Raw genomic sequence first — 17,693 nt, forward strand, 5'->3', positions numbered from 1 at the left:
GTAAAAATAGAATGGAGGGTATACGTTGTTACGGTATACTTTACAGCGCTTGGGCTGGGCCCTCTTAACTCTTTGGGTGGTTGTAACGCTCACTTTTAGTTTGATGCATCTGATTCCCGGCAACCCGTTCGCTAAGGAGGGTAATATGCCTCCCGGCGTGTTTGAGAATTTAATGAAATACTATAATCTGGACCAGCCATTGTATGTTCAGTATTGGTTGTACCTCAAGTCGCTGCTTGCTCTGGATTTTGGTCCATCATTGAAATCAAGCACCATTACAGTAAACGATTATATTTCGGAAGGCTTTCCGGTTTCCCTGCATCTTGGACTGCAGGCATTACTTATCGGCGTAACGCTTGGTATCATTTTAGGCGTTATCGCTGCGCTTTACCATAACCGTTTTCCTGATTATTTATCTATGATTTTAGCGATTATTGGCATTTCTGTACCGAACTTTATTCTTGCTACTGTTTTTATCAACTATGTAGCCGTTGAATGGGGCTGGCTGCCTGCGGCGACATGGGGAACATGGAAACATACGATTCTGCCTTCTCTGGCATTGGCAGCGATGCCGATGGCATTTATCGCGCGTCTCATGCGCTCCAGCATGCTTGAGGTGCTTAGCCAGGATTATATTAAAACCGCTAAAGCTAAGGGCTTGGCACGCAATGTTGTTATTATTAGACATACGCTGCGCAACGCAATTCTGCCGGTCGTCACTGTACTTGGCATTATTACTGCAAACCTTGTCACAGGAAGTTTTGTTATTGAACATATCTTTGGAATTCCAGGCATGGGCGAAATGTTTGTAAAGGGCATCTTTAACCGCGATTATCCGGTTATTCTGGGTTCCACAGTTTTTTATAGCGCGATTCTTATTTTTCTTATTTTCCTGGTGGACGTTATGTACACTTGGATTGATCCGCGTATCAAAGTTGCAGGGGGGAGTAAGTAATGCAGCCTGAAACTCGACTGACCGCTGATATGTTCCGTCCTGTAACGGACAACTTTAAAGATGCGGAAACGATCGGGCGTCCAAGCATCTCCTACTGGGCAGATGTATGGCGTCGTCTACGAATGAATAAGCTGGCCATGGTCGGCCTTGTGGTCATTATTCTTCTTGTTCTGATGGCGATTATTGGTCCGATGATTAGTGGGTATACGTACTATAAGCAAGATTTCACATCCAAAAATCTACAGCCGAGCGCGGAACACTGGTTCGGTACCGATTCTTCGGGTCGTGATATGTTTACTAGAATTTGGTTTGGTGCTCGCATTTCCTTATTCATCGGGGTAGCAGCTGCATTTATTGATTTTGTGCTCGGCGTTATATACGGTGGTATCTCCGGCTTGAAAGGCGGTCGTGTAGATAATATTATGATGCGCATCGCCGAGGTATTGTATGGTATCCCTTATTTATTGATGGTTATTCTGCTAATGGTCGTAATGGGGCCGGGCTTGCTGACCATTATTATTGCGATGACGATAACAGGCTGGATTCCGATGGCTCGTCTTGTACGCGGTCAGGTTCTGCAATTGAAGGAGCAGGAATATGTGCATGCGGCAACCGCGCTTGGCGCTGATACGAAGTGGATTCTAATGAAGCATATCATCCCGAATACAATGGGACCCATTCTTGTAAATGTCACGCTGACTGTTCCGACTGCGATTTTCGCGGAAGCGACATTGAGCTTTCTCGGGCTTGGCATTCCGGCGCCTCGTGCGAGCTGGGGAACGATGGCTAACGATGCGCTGGTAAGTCTACTGATTGGAAATGTGTATCAATTGTTCATTCCGGGTTTCTTTATCTCACTTACGATGTTCGCCTTCAATGTACTGGGCGATGGTATGCGCGATGCACTCGATCCGAGAATGCGCAAATAACCTGAAAAGCAAAGGGTGAATAACCTATGGAAAATATATTGGAAGTACGCGATTTGCACATCTCGTTCCATACGTACGCGGGCGAGGTCAAAGCTGTACGGGGTATAAACTTCGAGGTGAAAAAAGGCGAAACGGTAGGGATTGTGGGCGAATCCGGTTGCGGTAAAAGTGTCACGGCCCAATCCATTATGAAGCTATTACCACAGCCACCTACGCAATATAAGCAGGGCAGCATCCTTTTTAGCGGTCAGGATTTATTGAAAAAAAGTGAAAAAGAGATGCAGAAAATCCGGGGAAACGATATCGGAATGATTTTTCAGGATCCGATGACATCGCTGAATCCGACGATGAAAACCGGTCGGCAGATTACGGAGAGTCTCATAAAGCATCAAGGAATGTCTGCTGGTGAGGCGCATAAACAGGCAATTGAACTACTTAAAATGGTAGGGATTCCACAGCCGGATAAGCGGGCCAACCAATATCCGCACGAATTCTCAGGTGGAATGCGCCAGCGTGCCATGATTGCCATTGCGCTCGCCTGCCGTCCCAAACTATTAATCGCCGATGAGCCGACGACGGCGCTGGATGTAACGATTCAGGCGCAAATTCTCGAATTGATGAAAGAACTACAGGCGAAAACAGGAACATCGATTATTATCATTACGCACGATCTTGGCGTTGTGGCCGATATGTGCGATCGCGTCGTTGTTATGTACGCCGGCGAAGTAGCAGAAACGGGTACAGTGGATCAAATCTTCTACCAGCCACAGCATCCGTATACGAAAGGGCTTCTCAAATCGGTACCGCGGCTTGATATGAGGAGAAACGAACCGCTTGCACCGATTATTGGTACCCCTCCAGACTTGCTGCATCCGCCCGTCGGCTGTCCGTTTTTTGCTCGCTGTGAATACGCGATGGAAGTATGCCGTAGCCACAAGCCAGAACTTGAAGAAATGGGTGGGAATCATCAGGCGGCCTGTTGGCTGCACCATCCGCTGGCAAGCAACCGGAAGGAGGGGTTTGCACAATGAAATTGACACTGAGAGAGGCTCCGGCAAAAAAAGACAAAAAACAAGACACATTGCTTCAGGTGCGTAATCTAAAAAAATACTTTCATACAAGCGGTGGGACAGTAAAAGCTGTAAGCGATGTAACGTTTGATATCAAAGTCGGTGAAACGCTTGGTATCGTAGGAGAATCCGGTTGCGGAAAATCGACAATGGGCCGGACGATTCTTCGTCTATATGATGCGACTGAGGGCGAAGTATTGTTTGAAGATAAAAATGTGCACAAGGCGAGTACACGTGAATTGAAGAAGCTTCGTCGTGACATGCAGATGATTTTCCAGGATCCGTATGCTTCACTGAATCCAAGGATGACGATCGGGGAGATTATTGGGGAGGCAATCGATTTGCATAAGCTGGCAAGCGGTGCAAAGCGCAAAGCACGTATTCAGGAGTTGCTCACGCTTGTCGGCTTGAAGCCGGAGCATATCAACCGGTTTCCGCACGAGTTTTCCGGGGGGCAACGGCAGCGGATTGGCATTGCACGTGCACTGGCAGTTGAGCCGAAATTCATTGTGTGCGATGAACCGATTTCCGCATTGGACGTATCCATTCAGGCGCAAGTGATAAATCTGTTGAGTGATCTTCAGGATAAGATGGAACTGACGTATTTATTCATCGCCCATGATTTGTCGATGGTAAAACATATTAGCGATCGGGTGGCGGTCATGTATCTAGGCAAAATCGCAGAGCTTTCTGAAAGCGAAGAGCTGTATGCGAATCCGCTTCACCCTTATACGGAGGCGCTTCTTTCCGCGATACCGATTCCAGATCCAGAGGTGGAGAGGAAACGTCAGCGTATTGTACTAAAGGGCGACGTGCCAAGCCCGATGAACCCGCCGAGCGGTTGCCATTTCCGGACGCGCTGTCCGTATGCTATGGAGTCATGCACAAAAATCGATCCGGTATGGCAGGAGGTAAAACCTGACCATTTTGTCGCCTGTCACCTTTATAATAAAGACATTATGGGGGCGGATGTCAGAAAGATACGCTAAAAGAAAGCAGAGTGGCAGCGATGCCCTCTGCTTTCTTAGCTATTCTGCCTCTACGGTCCAGCCGAATGGATCTTCTTTTTCTCCTGTTTGAATGCCGCAGATTGTATCGTAGATTTTCATAGATAATGAACCTGACTCGCCGCCATTAATAACTAGATTTTTGTCGTTCCATTTCAAATTACCGATTGGAGAAATCACTGCCGCAGTTCCGGTACCGAACGCTTCTTCAAGCGTACCCTCGGTATATGCGGCGTACAGTTCTTCTATTGAAATTCTTTTTTCTTTAACAGGAATGTTCCATTCCTCCAGTAATTGAATAACAGAATCCCTTGTCACCCCAGCCAAGATACTTCCATTCAGTGCGGGTGTCCATACTTCTCCATTCACTTTAAAAAATACGTTCATGCTGCCGACTTCTTCTATGTACGTTTTTTCAACGCCATCGAGCCAGAGTACCTGGGCACAGCCTTGTTTTTGCGCTTCTTCCTGCGCTTTGAAGCTTGCCGCATAGTTGCCTGATGTTTTTGTATGTCCTGTACCGCCTTTTACAGCGCGGACATAGTTATTCTCCACATAAATACTGACAGGGTTAATGCCTTCCGCATAATAGGCGCCAACCGGCGAAAGGATGACGATGAATGTGTACGTATGGGCAGGACGGACGCCCAGATAAGGTTCTGTTGCAATGATGAACGGTCGAATATATAAAGATGTTCCTTCATCTGCCGGTACCCAGTCTTTTTCTATACTGACCAATTTTTTGATAGCCTCAACAAGAAATGTTTCGTCAACGGGTGGAATACTTAATCTTTCATTAGATAGATTAAGTCTTTCCATATTTTTTTCTGGACGGAACAGGAGAATTTTGTCTTCTTTTGTCCGATAGGCTTTCATGCCCTCAAATACAGCTTGTCCATAGTGGAAGACGACGGCGGCGGGGTCCAGTGATATTGGTGCATACGGTACGATTCTCGGATGATGCCATCCTGCTTCCAGCGTATAATCCATCATAAACATATGATCCGTAAAACAAGTTCCGAAAGCTAATTCGTTTGCATTTGGTTTGGTTTTTTTGTTTTCTGCCAATGTGACTTCTATCTCATAACTCATAAGCTTCTCATTCCCCCTGCTTTTGCAAAGTATGTTCTGGTATTCTTACTGAATCAGTACAAAATTTAAAATGTTATAACTAAACTTTACACAAATTGAGGTGCAAAGTAAATGTTTGCATTTCATATGTGCACTTAAGCAAAGCGGTTATATTTTTGTACATAGGTATATAATTCCAAGCCTTATGGCGACAATAGGTACTATCTTGATTTGGAGGGACCTGTGAATGAAGAAGTTGCCTATTGTACTGCTATGCTTATCCTTGATGATACCGTCCTTGGGCGGATTTGCCTCTGCCCAGGAAAAAGCGAAATCGGCCACCGATCAGAAGCAGGAACAGCAAGGGGATGCGGATCTGGCTCCAAATGCTGTATCGGCTGTTTTAATTGATCGGGATACAGGTACAATTTTATATGAGAAAAATGGACACAAGGCGCTGCCGCCTGCCAGCATTACCAAGGTTATGACCATGCTTCTTATCATGGAAGCGCTGGATAAGGGTGAAATCAAGCTTACGGATAAAGTGAGAACGAGCGAATATGCCGCTTCGATGGGAGGTTCGCAGATTTTTCTGGAGCCGGGTGAAGAAATGTCTGTTGAGGATATGTTGAAAGGCATCGCGCTTGCCTCTGGAAACGATGCTTCTGTAGCAATGGCAGAACATATTGCGGGGACGGAAAAGGCATTCATCGATAAAATGAATGCGCGAGCCAAACAATTAGGAATGAACGATACGACATTCCTGAACACGAATGGGTTACCGGTGTCAGGACATGTATCCTCGGCACACGATATTGCATTGATGTCGCGTGAGCTATTGAAGCATGAGGGTATTACTAAATATACAGGCCTATATCAGGATTATTTGCGTAAAAACTCGAAAAAACCGTTCTGGTTGGTCAATACGAATCGTCTTGTTCGCTTCTATACCGGGGCTGATGGACTGAAAACGGGGTATACGTCAGAAGCGAAGTACTGTTTAACCGCGACTGCCAAGCGCGGAAATATGCGTGTCATTGCTGTAGTAATGGGCGCTCCAGATTCGAAGACCAGGAATCAGGAAGTTGCTTCGATGATGGATTATGCATTCAATCAGTACGATAGCCAGCCGCTTTACAAAGAAAACCAGGTGATAAAGACTGTACCGATCGAAAAAGGCAAACAGGAAACGGTTAATATTGTGGTGCCGTATCGCTTCAGTATGCTAGTGAAAAAAGGTGAAAAAGCGGATCAGTATCAGAAAGAAATTAACTTGAAAGCCGATTTGAAAGCGCCGATTACAAAAGGTGTCAAAATTGGCGAAGTGCTGATTAAAAAAGATGGGAAAACGGTAAGTAGTGTTGATTTAGTCGCAGCCAATAGCGTAGAAAAAGCTGGATGGTGGGAATTGTTTAAACGCTCGACACGTAAAATGTTCGGCGGCTAAATTTGATGAAAAATCGGGAAAGGGAGAACTGTGCCATATTTTCCCGGTTTTTTTCTAGTTTTGTCGGAGGGCAGGAATCGCTGAAGGCATTGTAGAATTTTCCTGTATCACGAAGCGAAGGAGTGGCCCCGCGTGAGTTTACGAGTGGATATGGAAACGGTGAATTATGTATTGATTGTAAGGTTGGAAGGCGAATTAGATCATCACACGGCGGACATGTTGCGTACTGAAATGGAGAAGCATCTGGCAGAGAATCAGGTGCAACACATTTTATTGAGCATGGCGAATCTGCACTTTATGGATAGCTCCGGTCTGGGAGTGATTCTGGGCAGATACAAGCAGATTGCGGCACGTGGTGGTGATATGGTTGTGTGCTCCATAAATCCGGTCATTTATCGTTTGTTTGAGTTGTCCGGTCTGTTCAAGATTCTGAAAATCAAGGAGTCCGAACAGGAAGCGCTCCTTGTATTGGGGGTGGCGTAAATGAAGCCGAAAACTGATAATAATTTTATGCGCCTGGAATTTGCCGCTCGTAGTGAAAACGAAGGTTTTGCCCGTATTGCGGTTGCTTCTTTTTTATCCCGTCTTGATATAACGCTTGAAGAGGTGGAGGAGATCAAGACAGTTGTCTCCGAAGCAGTCACCAATGCGATTATTCATGGGTACGAAGAAGATGAGAGCGGTACGGTTATCATCGAAACAACATATACTGCAGCCAATATTGAGATTACTGTGGCGGATCACGGCATTGGTATTGCTGACCTCGAAGAAGCGAGGCAACCGCTCTTTACGACGAAACCGGAATTGGAGCGTTCCGGTATGGGCTTTACGATTATGGAGAACTTCATGGATACACTGGAAATAGAAACGGAAATCGGCCGGGGTACAAGAATCCGGCTTGTCAAAAAGCTGACTAAGAATGAAGCGTTATGTAATTAGGGGACATGCCGATGGAGACCAATGTAAGGAATGCCAACCATGCTTACCTATCCAATAAGGAAGTAAAGGAATTGCTTGCCAAAAGTCAGGCGGGAGATACGACAGCACGAGATACATTGGTGAACAGCAACATTCGTCTGGTATGGTCGGTTGTACAGCGTTTTTTGAACCGGGGGTATGAGGCGGACGATTTATTTCAAATCGGCTGCATCGGATTGCTCAAAGCGATTGATAAATTTGATTTAAGCTTCGATGTTAAATTCTCTACCTATGCGGTACCGATGATTATTGGAGAAATCCAGCGCTTTCTACGTGATGACGGCACGGTAAAAGTGAGTCGCTCGCTTAAGGAAATCGCCCATAAAGTCCGGAGGGTGAAGGATGAACTCTCCAAAGAACTGGGGAGGTTACCAACGGTGAAAGAGGTCGCCGAAGCGCTTGAAATTACTCCGGAGGAAGTTATCTACGCCCAGGAGGCAAACCGCGCACCATCGTCCATTCATGAGACTGTTTTTGAGAATGACGGGGATCCGATTACCTTGATGGATCAGATTTCGGATAAGGACGATGATAAATGGTTCGACAAAATTGCGCTAAAGGAAGCGATTGGCAAGTTGTCGGAGCGAGAACAACTTATCGTATATTTGCGGTATTATAAGGATCAGACTCAATCTGAAGTCGCCGAGCGTCTCGGCATCTCGCAGGTTCAGGTATCGCGGCTCGAAAAGAAAATTCTAAAGCTAATGAAAGAGCAGATCGAGAGGTAACTCCCGGTCTGCTTTTTTCATATCTGCATATGTTTTTTTGCCCTTATGCCCGTCTTGCATACTGCTTTTAGGATGGAGGGATAATAGGAGGTGTAAGGAGGGATGGCGTATGGCTGACCCAACCCACGCGTATGTGAAATTAAAAGAAAAAATCCAAACACACCCAGGTGAGACAGTGCGCATTCGGCATGTAGCCGAACTGGTGACGAACAGTCCTTCTGAAACAGCCATTCAGGATACTGCACTGCATACGCTTCGTCCACAAGACGGCAATCGTTATGTTGTCGATATTATTCAGGTAATTGAAGCTCTGCAGCATAAGCATCCAACACTTCTCGTCCATAATATTGGAGCCGAGCGTATGATTGTCGAAGTGTTGACACCCCGGAAGAAAATCAGCATGTTGCTCGTTCTATTCGTCTGGATTGTATTATTCATTGGCTCTGGCCTCGCCATTATGAATTTCCACACGGATGTTAGTATGCCTGAGGTACATGAGCGGATTTATGAATTGATTACAGGGAAGAAAAATTCACACCCGTTAATTATCCAAATTCCGTACTCCTTCGGTGTTGGTGCCGGTATGATTTTGTTTTTTAATCACCTGTTCCGCAAACGATTTAATGAAGAACCCAGTCCATTGGAGCTTGAGATGTTTCTTTATCAGCAAAATGTGGATGACTATGTGTTGGCAAATGAGGCGACCGGAGCGAAAAAGGAATGATAACCCAATTGTTTCTTGCTCTGATTGGCTTAAGCGGAGGGGTCATTGTAGGGGGAGGCATTGTAGCGCTTATTACTGTCCTTGATGTAATTCCGAGGTTTGTCCAAATTACAAAAACGGAAAAATATTTACTTTATTACCAGTGGTCAGTCGTGCTTGGCGTTTTAGCTTTTATGATCTTCGACTTTTTTTCATCCCCGCTATATTTACCGTCTATCGTACTTAGCCTTATCGGTATATTCATGGGGATTTTTGTCGGATTTCTTGCTGCAGCACTGACCGAGGTGCTAAATGTGATTCCGATTCTTGCTAAGCGGATACAAGTAGACGATTATCTTCAGTTTTTTATCTTAGCACTGGCACTCGGTAAAATCGTCGGTTCTTTATTTCATTGGCTGGTTTTTATTAAATAAAGCGAAAGGAAAGAATTAGCTATGGCTTCTTCTGTTAATACGAGAAAACAGAATCGGCTTGCCAAAGCACAAAAAGAGTATAGTGAGCGTGCAGCCAAATACAAGCCAAAGCCGCCATATTTGACAAATATCGTCAAGGCATTTCTTGTTGGCGGCGCTATCTGTGCCTTTGGACAGCTTGTATCTGATTTTTATATTCGTGTTTTTGGCTTTACAAAAGAAACGGCAGGTAACCCGACAGTAGCTACGCTTATTTTTCTTGCGGTACTGTTCACAGGTCTTGGTATTTATGATAAGTTGGGACAGTTTGCTGGAGCCGGTTCGGCTGTACCGGTTACAGGATTTGCAAATTCCATGTCATCTGCCGCTATCGAGCATCGGGCGGAAGGATTGGTGCTTGGTGTGGGAGGCAACATGTTTAAGTTGGCCGGTGGCGTCATTGTATATGGAGTGGTTGCTGCGCTGGTCGTCTCGTTAATTAAGTGGATCATTATTAAAGTGTAAAGGAGGGAACGGGATGAAGGCGCAGCATCAATACGGTCGCCAAACATGGAAGTTTGCAAATGATGTTCGTGTGCAGGGGAGCGCAGTGGCAGTCGGTCCTCTTGAGGGAGAAGGGCCACTAGGTGCTGAGTTCGATCATATTTACCCAGATATGTATGCTGGGCAGGCTTCCTGGGAGAAAGCGGAACGCTACATGATGTATCAGGCTGTACAGACAGCTGTGAAGAAAAGTAACTTGCTGGAAAGCGAGATTGACATCGTGCTTGCTGGTGATCTGCTGAATCAGACGATTTCCTCCAATTTTACGGCCAGTCAGCTTAACATTCCGCTTCTTGGCATGTTCGGCGCCTGCTCTACATCAATGGAGACGCTTTCGGTTGGCTCGGCTCTTGTTGATGCGGGATACGCTTCTTATGTGGTAGCCACCTGCAGCAGTCATAATTGTACTGCAGAAAAACAATTCCGCTATCCGACGGAATACGGGGGACAGAAACCGGATTATGCACAGTGGACAGTGACCGGTGCGGGGGCGGTAGTCGTTGGACGCGGCGGTTCAGGTCCCTGCATCACCCATGCCACCATCGGTAAAGTAGTCGACATGGGGATTAAAGACCCTTTTGATATGGGCAGTGCAATGGCGCCTGCTGCTGCCGATACGCTGTCCACGCATTTCCATGATACGGATCGGTTGCCTTCTGATTATGACATAATCGTAACGGGAGATTTAGGCAAGGTGGGATATGCGATTCTGAAAGATGAAATGAGAGGTTTATCGTTTGATATGACGCCGGTATATAACGATTGTGGATTGATGATTTATGGTCCGGATCAACAGGTTTTCTCAGGTGGCAGCGGCTGTGCATCAAGTGCTGTGGTCACTTACAGCTATATTATGAACCGTTTGAGGGATGGCAGCATTAAACGTGCGCTTATTTGTGCAACCGGAGCGCTTTTCAGTCCGGTTAGCTACCAGCAGGGAGAAAGTATTCCTTGTATTGCACATGCAGTGGCGCTGGAAGCGAAGGAGGAATAAGAAATGGGGCAAGTAATGATCGCTTTTCTTGTCGGTGGTGCGATTTGTGTTATCGGTCAAGTGCTGCTCGATTTTGTAAAATTAACGCCTGCACATGTGATGAGCATTCTTGTGGCAAGCGGTGCGATACTGGATGGGCTTGGATTGTATGATCCGCTCATTGATTTCGCCGGGGCAGGTGCGACCGTACCGATTACAAGCTTTGGTCACGCCCTATATCATGGGGCATGGCAGGAGGCGGAGCGGGACGGGTTAATCGGATTGATTACAGGCATTTTCGAGGTGCCGAGTGCGGGGATTTCAGCCGCAATTGTCTTTAGCTTTTTTGCCTCGCTGATTTTTAGACCGAAGGGATAACCGATGGAAAACCAAAAACGGCTAAAGCGTAACATTATTATGATTACGGATGGGGACGCGGCTGCACGTGGTACGGTAGAGGAGGTCGCACGCCGTATCGGAGGACGCTGTATTTCCCGCTCATCCGGCAACCCCACCCCGCTAACGGGGGAGCGAATTGTCGCACTGATTAAGAAAGCTCAGCATGATCCTGTTCTTGTTATGTTTGACGATAACGGCGATACGCAGATGGGCAAAGGGGAAGAAGCATTATACTATGTTGCCACACATCCGGACATTCATGTGCTGGGAGCTATTGCGGTAGCGTCCAAGACTAAAGGGGCGCTTGGGGTGAAGGTAGATGTATGTATTGATCGCTACGGACGTAAAGTCAACCGGCCAGTCAATAAAAATGGGTTCGTGGAGGCCGGTAGTGAGGCATATATTATAGGAGACACGGTAGATGTGCTGAACATGCTGCATATTCCCGTCATTGTGGGGATCGGCGATATTGGAAAAATGAAGGGGAGAGACGAGACATGCGTTGGATGCCCCGTAACAATGGCGGCGGTGCAGTTTATTTTACGTAAAAACGGTTATTCCTTAAAAAATTCACGAAATTGGAAAAATAGCTAAAATGCGTAGTTGTCATCTTTTTGTAAGATATGGTACTGTATAAGATATTTATATGTACAGCTGTCTTGATAAATCGACATGCTTTTCTGGTTTGGGGGCAGAAATATTTAGGAGTAAAAGGTGAAAAATATCCTGCATCTTGACCATCGAGTCCAGTTGATCGCTTCTTTTTCTTATTTCCGATCACTAAAGGATGTCGATAGATCAAATCGCATATAGAGTAGCAATGAGGAGGAAGCGGAGTGTTTTTACATGGAACGAGCAGAGTAAATGAAAAAGGCCACCTGGAAATTGGCGGATGCGATACGACCGATTTGGTCCGTGCATACGAAACGCCGCTATATGTATATGATGAAGAACTGATACGTGAAAAATGCCAGGCATATGTGAAGGCGTTTGAAGCGAGCGGGTTTCGGTTTCAGGTTGCATACGCAAGCAAGGCGTTCATGTGTATGGCAATGTGTCAGTTGGTAATGGAAGAACAGATGTCACTTGATGTTGTATCAGCAGGTGAGCTTTATACGGCACTTAAGGCTGGTTTTCCTGCGGAGCGTATCCATTTTCACGGCAATAACAAGACAGAGGAAGAGCTGGAGATGGCGCTTGACGCCGGAATTGGTTGCTTTGTCGTAGATAACTTTTTTGAATTGGAGCTATTGCATGACCTAGCACATAAAAAAGATAGAATCGTACCGATTCTTCTGCGTTTAACTCCTGGGATTGAAGCGCATACACATGATTATATTTCCACCGGTCAGGATGATTCCAAGTTTGGCTTCGGCGTAGCCAGTGGTCAAGCATTGCAAGCAGTCAAAGTGGCATTGGATAAACCATTCTATAAGCTGCTCGGCATTCACTCCCATATCGGTTCACAAATCTTTGACACGACCGGCTTTGTCGGTGCGGTGGAAGTACTGGGCGCTTTTCTTGAACAGGTGCGTGCCGAGACGAAATACGAGGTGGAAGTGCTGAATCTGGGCGGTGGCTTCGGTATTCGTTATACGGAAGAAGATGATCCGTTACCGGTAGGCGAATATGTAAAAGTAATTACTGCAGAGGTACGTCGGCAGTTTGCCGCTACATCCTACCCACTGCCTGAAATCTGGATTGAACCGGGGAGAAGTATTGTCGGCGACGCAGGTACGACGCTTTATACAGTCGGTTCTGTAAAAGACATTCCCGGTATCCGCAAATATGTAGCAGTTGACGGAGGAATGTCCGATAATATTCGACCAGCCTTGTATCAGGCAAAGTATGAAGCTATGCTTGCTAATCGCGCCGGAGAAAAAGCGGTTGATAAAGTATCGATTGCAGGTAAATGTTGTGAGTCTGGAGATATGCTTATCTGGGATTACGTACTGCCTGAAGCGAATCCTGGTGATATTCTCGGTGTTTCCTGTACGGGCGCATACGGTTATTCGATGGCTAATAATTACAATCGAATTCGCCGTCCAGCAGTCGTATTCGTTAAGGAAGGACGTGCTGAAGTGGCGGTAGAGAGAGAGACGTATGAAGATTTGATTAAAAATGACCGGATATTTCCACGGGTGTTAAGTCGCTCCGTATAATATATTTCATGAAGAAGGGCGAAGCCAATGATTGGCTTCGCCTTTTTATGTTTAGATAGCTATGTATTCACGATTCGATGCCTGCGGCGATGTGGGAGGCGATTTGTTGTAAATCACTTGGTGTATACTGGTCGTTATGTTCTACAAATGTTGGATGGAAGCCGTCTTCCCTGCCATAGCGCGGCAGAATATGCAGGTGATAGTGGAACACGGTTTGACCGGCTACTTTGCCACTGTTATTTAGCAGATTCACACCGTCTACGTTGAATTGCTTTTTAATAGCGTTAGCGATTTTCGGTACGCAGGCGAATAAATTGGATGCTATCTCCGGTGTAAGCTCGAAAATATCCCGCTTATGGATCTTCGGTATGACTAGCGTATGTCCTTTTGTTACCTGACTAATATCGAGAAAAGCTACTACATGTTCATTCTCGTATACTTTGGATGAAGGAATTTCCCCTTTTATGATTTTGCAGAAAATACAATTCGGATCATGTGACATCGTACTCATCCTTCCGTTTTCTTTTTATTCTATCATCAAAGTTTCCTCCATTAAAACGAAAACTCATAAGTTTGCGCTTTTAATGCATATACGCATCTTATGATGTTTTATCGCATTATAAAAAAGTGTTGGATAATAAAGGGTTTTTTCTTTATATCATAACACACCTGTTGATTATCTATAAGGTGGAAGAAAGAAGGTGCACGCGTCGGCGTGTTCCCTCGTCTTTCTCACGAGGAAGAGACACGGCCGCTTTGCGGTCCCGCCTGGCTGGGGGCAAAAAGCGGACTTCTACGCTTCCGTGCGGGAGACGAACCGACGCCCTCTACGCTTCTGTGCGGGAGACGAACCGACGCCCGTTTGGGGCGCGATATGGTGACGATCTACTCTGGATCATACTGGATAATCACCCCCCTTTATGTGAAAAATTTTAAATTTTTTATGTTAATTCGACATGTTTTTACATGATTAGGCGGTATTTCTTCACATTTTAATGTTAAATCGCATTAAATTGATGCTTAAATGCATTAATAGATAAAAATGTTTAAAATAATATATGGATTATCATTTTTCAGTATATTAGAATATAAGGAGGATGCATACTTGCATTAAATATTCTCCTCCTGTTCTGATTATTCCTTATAAATAAAGTTTTTAATTTTGGCATAGTACTTGCTATGTAAATAAGGCGAAGGAAAAAAAGGAGGGAGGCGAAGAAGAGGGTGAAGACGTTGGACTCATATACAGTGCCTGATTTTACTAAGCTGTGGAACCAGATGCCATATGGCATGCTTGTTCTGTCATCGGAAGGATACGTAACAGGTTGGCAGGGTGAGCTGGAAAATTGGTTTTTGTTTAAAGAAAGCGATATTATACGGAAGCACCTCTCTGATGTTTTGCCTCTTATTTTTTCTTCGTATGAATCGTTCCGTCGCATTGGACAAGAGTACTGGGAGACGCAGATTAGAACGCCTTCCTTTTCTCTGCGTGGAGAATGGAAGCGGTATATTGAAGGTGGTATTCATACAGCGGATGTCCTTGTTTTGCGGCGGGATGACCAGTATTTTGAGTTGGAAAATATTTTTGACACGTCGTTTGACGAAATTCTGGTTACGGACGGCGAAGGGCGAATTCTACGCGCCGGTCCGAAAAGCGAGCAGTTGTACGGGAAAACGGTGGAAGAGCTCCTCGGGATGAAGACGACGGATCTTGCAGAACTAGGCGGATTTACGCCAAGTTTGACGCCAGAAATCATCGAGAGGCGGACCAAGGTATCGGGTATACAAGTCACTGCCAACGGCAAAAAGCTGTATGTTATCGGTAACCCGGTATGTAATCCGGATGGCAGCATTCACCGCATTATCTTTAACTCGCGTGAGTATGAAGAGGTAGAATTGCTTCGCCAACGGTTGGAAACGACGGAAAGCTTACTGGATGCATACCGGATAGAGCTTGAGAAGCTGAAACAGAACAAAGAGGAGGTACAGCCGGACATGGTTGTACTCTCCCCCGAGATGCAGCAGATTTACCAATTGGCCGAGCGAATGGCACACGTGGATTCTACCATCCTTATTATCGGGGAGTCCGGTGTCGGAAAAGGTATGATTGCCCAGCGCGTGCATCGCAGCAGCCATCGTCGCGATAAAAATTTTGTGCACATTAATTGCGGAGCCCTTCCAGAGACGCTTATCGAATCGGAATTGTTCGGTTATGAGAAAGGAGCGTTTACGGGAGCGAACACCGCTAAGAAAGGTGTGCTTGAAATTGCGGATGGAGGCACGGTATTTCTTGATGAAATTGGAGAAGTGCCGGTCAATGTACAGGTAAAGCTCCTGCAATTCCTGCAGGACAACACATTCCGCAGATTGGGCGGCAATCAGTTAATAACCGTAAATACGAGAATTATTGCAGCGACAAACCAGGATTTGCGAAAACGAATTGTGGAAGGACGCTTCCGGGAGGATTTATTTTATCGGCTGCACGTCATTCCGATTTCCGTACCTCCGCTCAGGCAGCGTCAAGAAGAGATTCCGGCTCTTATTCAGCACTTTGCAGCCCGTTTTGCCAAAAAGTACGGACTTGTAAAGAACTTCCACGAGGATACGATCGAATTATTAACCGCATATGATTGGCCCGGCAATGTGCGCGAGTTGGAGAATATGGTAGAGCGTCTCATCGTGACGAGTGAGGGAAATCAGGTTTTACCTCATCATCTTCCCAGAGGCATTGTCAAAGATGGGGACGGATACCGTACCGCGCCTGCAGTAAAAGTAAAAGGGCTATGTCCCCTGAAACAGGCGGTGGAAGAAGTGGAAAAGCAGCTCCTTTCCATGGCATATGAAAAATACGAGAACACGTATCGCTGCGCAGAGGTGCTGAAGGTCAACCAGTCTACGGTAGTTCGCAAGCTGAACAAATACTTAGGAACAGGAAAGGGAGAGAGCATATGACAACGAATACAAAAATGATGCCAGGTCAAAAATCAGTGGAACTTCACGCACGCCGTCAGGATGCAGTAGCAGTGGGTCCGTACCATGTGACTCCACTATATATACAATCAGCACAGGGTGCTATTGTTATCGATGTGGACGGCAATGAAATTATTGACTTCGCTGGCGGTATCGGCATGCAAAACATCGGCCACTGTCATCCGAAAGTGGTGAAGGCAATACAAGAGCAGACCGCTTCTTCGATTCATAGCTGTTTCCATGTGATGCCATACGAAAGCTATATCGAGCTTGCAGAGAAGTTAAACGAGAAAACGCCAGGCGATTTTAAAAAGAAAACAATGTTTGCGAACAGTGGAGCGGAAGCGGTAGAAAATGCCGTGAAAATTGCACGCAAAGTAACCGGTCGCAGTGCTGTTGTCTCCTTTGAACGTGCATATCATGGTCGTACACTGATGACTATGTCCTTAACAAGCAAAGTAAATCCGTACAAACATGGCTTTGGTCCGTTTGCACCGGAAACATATAAATTGCCTTATCCTTATTATTACCGTGCACCGCAAGGCATGCTGCCAGAAGAGTTGGACGAGCAAATTTTGAACCATTTTGAACAATTCTTCCTCGGAGAAGTGTCGCCGGATAATATAGCTGCCATCATTATGGAGCCAGTACAGGGCGAAGGCGGATTCATCGTACCTTCAGCTGAATTCGTACAGGGTGTACGTCGTATTTGCGATAAGTACGGAATCATTATGATTGCCGATGAAATTCAAACCGGATTTGCCCGTACAGGAAAGCTGTTTGCGATGGAAAACTTTGGTGTAGCTGCCGACATTACGACATTATCCAAATCCATTGCTGCAGGTATGCCGCTTAGTGCTATTACAGGCCGTGCTGAATTAATGGATGTACCGGGACCAGGTCAGCTTGGCGGTACGTTCTCTGGAAGCCCGGTAGCATGTGCTGCAGGTTTGGCTGTACTTGATGTTATCGAAGAAGAGAATTTAACGGAGCGTGCACAGGTTATTGGTACACGCATGCTGGATACGTTCCGCAGCTGGCAGGAAAAATACGACATCATCGGAGACGTACGTGGGCTGGGCGCGATGGTTGCCATGGAATTGGTTACTGATCGCATGACGAAGGAACCGGCAAAAGATGCAACCTCCAAAGTGGTTAGCGAGTGCTGGAGCAATGGACTCATCGGTCTGAGTGCAGGCCTTTCCAGCAACGTACTGCGTTTCCTTCCACCGCTTGTTATTACGGATGAACAATTAGATAAAGGTCTGCACATTTTGGAGCAGGCGATTGTGAGCGCTTCGAAATAAGATAAGATAGGAGAGAG

Annotated in this window: 19 protein-coding genes; 17 read left to right on the forward strand and 2 right to left on the reverse strand. The window is 45.9% G+C overall.

Features of this window, described 5'->3' with window-relative positions; all coding sequences use genetic code 11:
* Window positions 1–25: 25 nt before the first annotated feature.
* From HMPREF0083_RS01190 to HMPREF0083_RS01205, 4 genes are read left to right on the forward strand one after another with little or no spacing between them, the layout of a single operon-like run.
* Complete coding sequence (locus HMPREF0083_RS01190; protein ID WP_040301040.1) at window positions 26–955, forward strand: ABC transporter permease; 930 nt, start codon at window positions 26–28, stop codon at window positions 953–955.
* Complete coding sequence (locus HMPREF0083_RS01195) at window positions 955–1,884, forward strand: ABC transporter permease (protein ID WP_021619097.1); 930 nt, start codon at window positions 955–957, stop codon at window positions 1,882–1,884. Before HMPREF0083_RS01190 ends, HMPREF0083_RS01195 begins: the two co-directional genes overlap by 1 nt.
* 26 nt (window positions 1,885–1,910) lie before the next feature.
* On the forward strand, window positions 1,911–2,915 hold the full coding sequence (locus HMPREF0083_RS01200; RefSeq protein ID WP_021619098.1) for an ABC transporter ATP-binding protein: 1,005 nt from the start codon (window positions 1,911–1,913) through the stop codon (window positions 2,913–2,915).
* Window positions 2,912–3,943 carry an ABC transporter ATP-binding protein gene (locus tag HMPREF0083_RS01205; RefSeq protein WP_021619099.1) on the forward strand — a complete coding sequence of 344 codons (1,032 nt, stop codon included), beginning with the start codon at window positions 2,912–2,914 and terminating at the stop codon, window positions 3,941–3,943. The genes HMPREF0083_RS01200 and HMPREF0083_RS01205 overlap by 4 nt, the downstream gene beginning before the upstream one ends.
* Window positions 3,944–3,982: 39 nt before the next feature.
* Here HMPREF0083_RS01205 and HMPREF0083_RS01210 read toward each other — a convergent pair whose 3' ends face one another.
* On the reverse strand, window positions 3,983–5,053 hold the full coding sequence (locus HMPREF0083_RS01210) for a branched-chain amino acid aminotransferase (protein WP_021619100.1): 1,071 nt from the start codon (window positions 5,051–5,053) through the stop codon (window positions 3,983–3,985).
* A gap of 226 nt (window positions 5,054–5,279) precedes the next feature.
* On the opposite strand from HMPREF0083_RS01210, the gene HMPREF0083_RS01215 reads away from it, so the two are divergent.
* The 11 genes from HMPREF0083_RS01215 to lysA all read left to right on the forward strand — a co-directional run bounded on the left by HMPREF0083_RS01215 (window position 5,280) and on the right by lysA (window position 13,399).
* Window positions 5,280–6,479 carry a D-alanyl-D-alanine carboxypeptidase family protein gene (locus HMPREF0083_RS01215; protein ID WP_021619101.1) on the forward strand — a complete coding sequence of 400 codons (1,200 nt, stop codon included), beginning with the start codon at window positions 5,280–5,282 and terminating at the stop codon, window positions 6,477–6,479.
* A gap of 132 nt (window positions 6,480–6,611) precedes the next feature.
* Complete coding sequence (gene spoIIAA, locus HMPREF0083_RS01220; RefSeq protein WP_040301042.1) at window positions 6,612–6,962, forward strand: anti-sigma F factor antagonist; 351 nt, start codon at window positions 6,612–6,614, stop codon at window positions 6,960–6,962.
* On the forward strand, window positions 6,963–7,418 hold the full coding sequence (gene spoIIAB / locus HMPREF0083_RS01225) for an anti-sigma F factor (protein ID WP_021619103.1): 456 nt from the start codon (window positions 6,963–6,965) through the stop codon (window positions 7,416–7,418).
* 11 nt (window positions 7,419–7,429) lie between these two features.
* Window positions 7,430–8,185: an RNA polymerase sporulation sigma factor SigF gene (gene sigF, locus HMPREF0083_RS01230; RefSeq protein ID WP_040301043.1), complete on the forward strand. Its 756-nt coding sequence runs from the start codon at window positions 7,430–7,432 to the stop codon at window positions 8,183–8,185.
* 109 nt (window positions 8,186–8,294) lie between these two features.
* Window positions 8,295–8,909, forward strand: a complete 615-nt coding sequence (locus HMPREF0083_RS01235) for a stage V sporulation protein AA (protein ID WP_021619105.1) — start codon at window positions 8,295–8,297, stop codon at window positions 8,907–8,909.
* Window positions 8,906–9,322: a stage V sporulation protein AB gene (locus tag HMPREF0083_RS01240; protein ID WP_021619106.1), complete on the forward strand. Its 417-nt coding sequence runs from the start codon at window positions 8,906–8,908 to the stop codon at window positions 9,320–9,322. The genes HMPREF0083_RS01235 and HMPREF0083_RS01240 overlap by 4 nt, the downstream gene beginning before the upstream one ends.
* 21 nt (window positions 9,323–9,343) lie before the next feature.
* A complete protein-coding gene (gene spoVAC / locus HMPREF0083_RS01245; RefSeq protein ID WP_021619107.1) occupies window positions 9,344–9,826 on the forward strand; it encodes a stage V sporulation protein AC in 483 nt (160 codons plus the stop codon).
* A gap of 13 nt (window positions 9,827–9,839) precedes the next feature.
* Window positions 9,840–10,859 (forward strand): stage V sporulation protein AD, encoded by a 1,020-nt coding sequence (gene spoVAD / locus HMPREF0083_RS01250; RefSeq protein ID WP_021619108.1) that lies wholly within the window; start codon window positions 9,840–9,842, stop codon window positions 10,857–10,859.
* Between the two features lie 3 nt (window positions 10,860–10,862).
* Complete coding sequence (gene spoVAE / locus HMPREF0083_RS01255; protein WP_021619109.1) at window positions 10,863–11,216, forward strand: stage V sporulation protein AE; 354 nt, start codon at window positions 10,863–10,865, stop codon at window positions 11,214–11,216.
* Between the two features lie 3 nt (window positions 11,217–11,219).
* Window positions 11,220–11,831 (forward strand): stage V sporulation protein SpoVABEA, encoded by a 612-nt coding sequence (spoVAEA, locus tag HMPREF0083_RS01260; protein ID WP_021619110.1) that lies wholly within the window; start codon window positions 11,220–11,222, stop codon window positions 11,829–11,831.
* A gap of 242 nt (window positions 11,832–12,073) precedes the next feature.
* Complete coding sequence (lysA, locus tag HMPREF0083_RS01265; protein ID WP_021619111.1) at window positions 12,074–13,399, forward strand: diaminopimelate decarboxylase; 1,326 nt, start codon at window positions 12,074–12,076, stop codon at window positions 13,397–13,399.
* 67 nt (window positions 13,400–13,466) lie between these two features.
* Here the strand turns inward: lysA and HMPREF0083_RS01270 are convergent, their stop codons facing one another.
* Entirely contained in the window at window positions 13,467–13,901 is a 435-nt protein-coding gene (locus tag HMPREF0083_RS01270) for an HIT family protein (RefSeq protein ID WP_040301045.1), read from the reverse strand.
* A 722-nt stretch (window positions 13,902–14,623) separates the two neighbouring features.
* On the opposite strand from HMPREF0083_RS01270, the gene HMPREF0083_RS01275 reads away from it, so the two are divergent.
* Window positions 14,624–16,351, forward strand: a complete 1,728-nt coding sequence (locus tag HMPREF0083_RS01275) for a sigma 54-interacting transcriptional regulator (RefSeq protein ID WP_021619114.1) — start codon at window positions 14,624–14,626, stop codon at window positions 16,349–16,351.
* A complete protein-coding gene (gabT, locus tag HMPREF0083_RS01280; protein WP_021619115.1) occupies window positions 16,348–17,676 on the forward strand; it encodes a 4-aminobutyrate--2-oxoglutarate transaminase in 1,329 nt (442 codons plus the stop codon). Before HMPREF0083_RS01275 ends, gabT begins: the two co-directional genes overlap by 4 nt.
* Window positions 17,677–17,693 lie beyond the last annotated feature (17 nt).

The sequence above is a fragment of the Aneurinibacillus aneurinilyticus ATCC 12856 genome, assembly GCF_000466385.1.
Lineage (GTDB): Bacteria > Bacillota > Bacilli > Aneurinibacillales > Aneurinibacillaceae > Aneurinibacillus > Aneurinibacillus aneurinilyticus.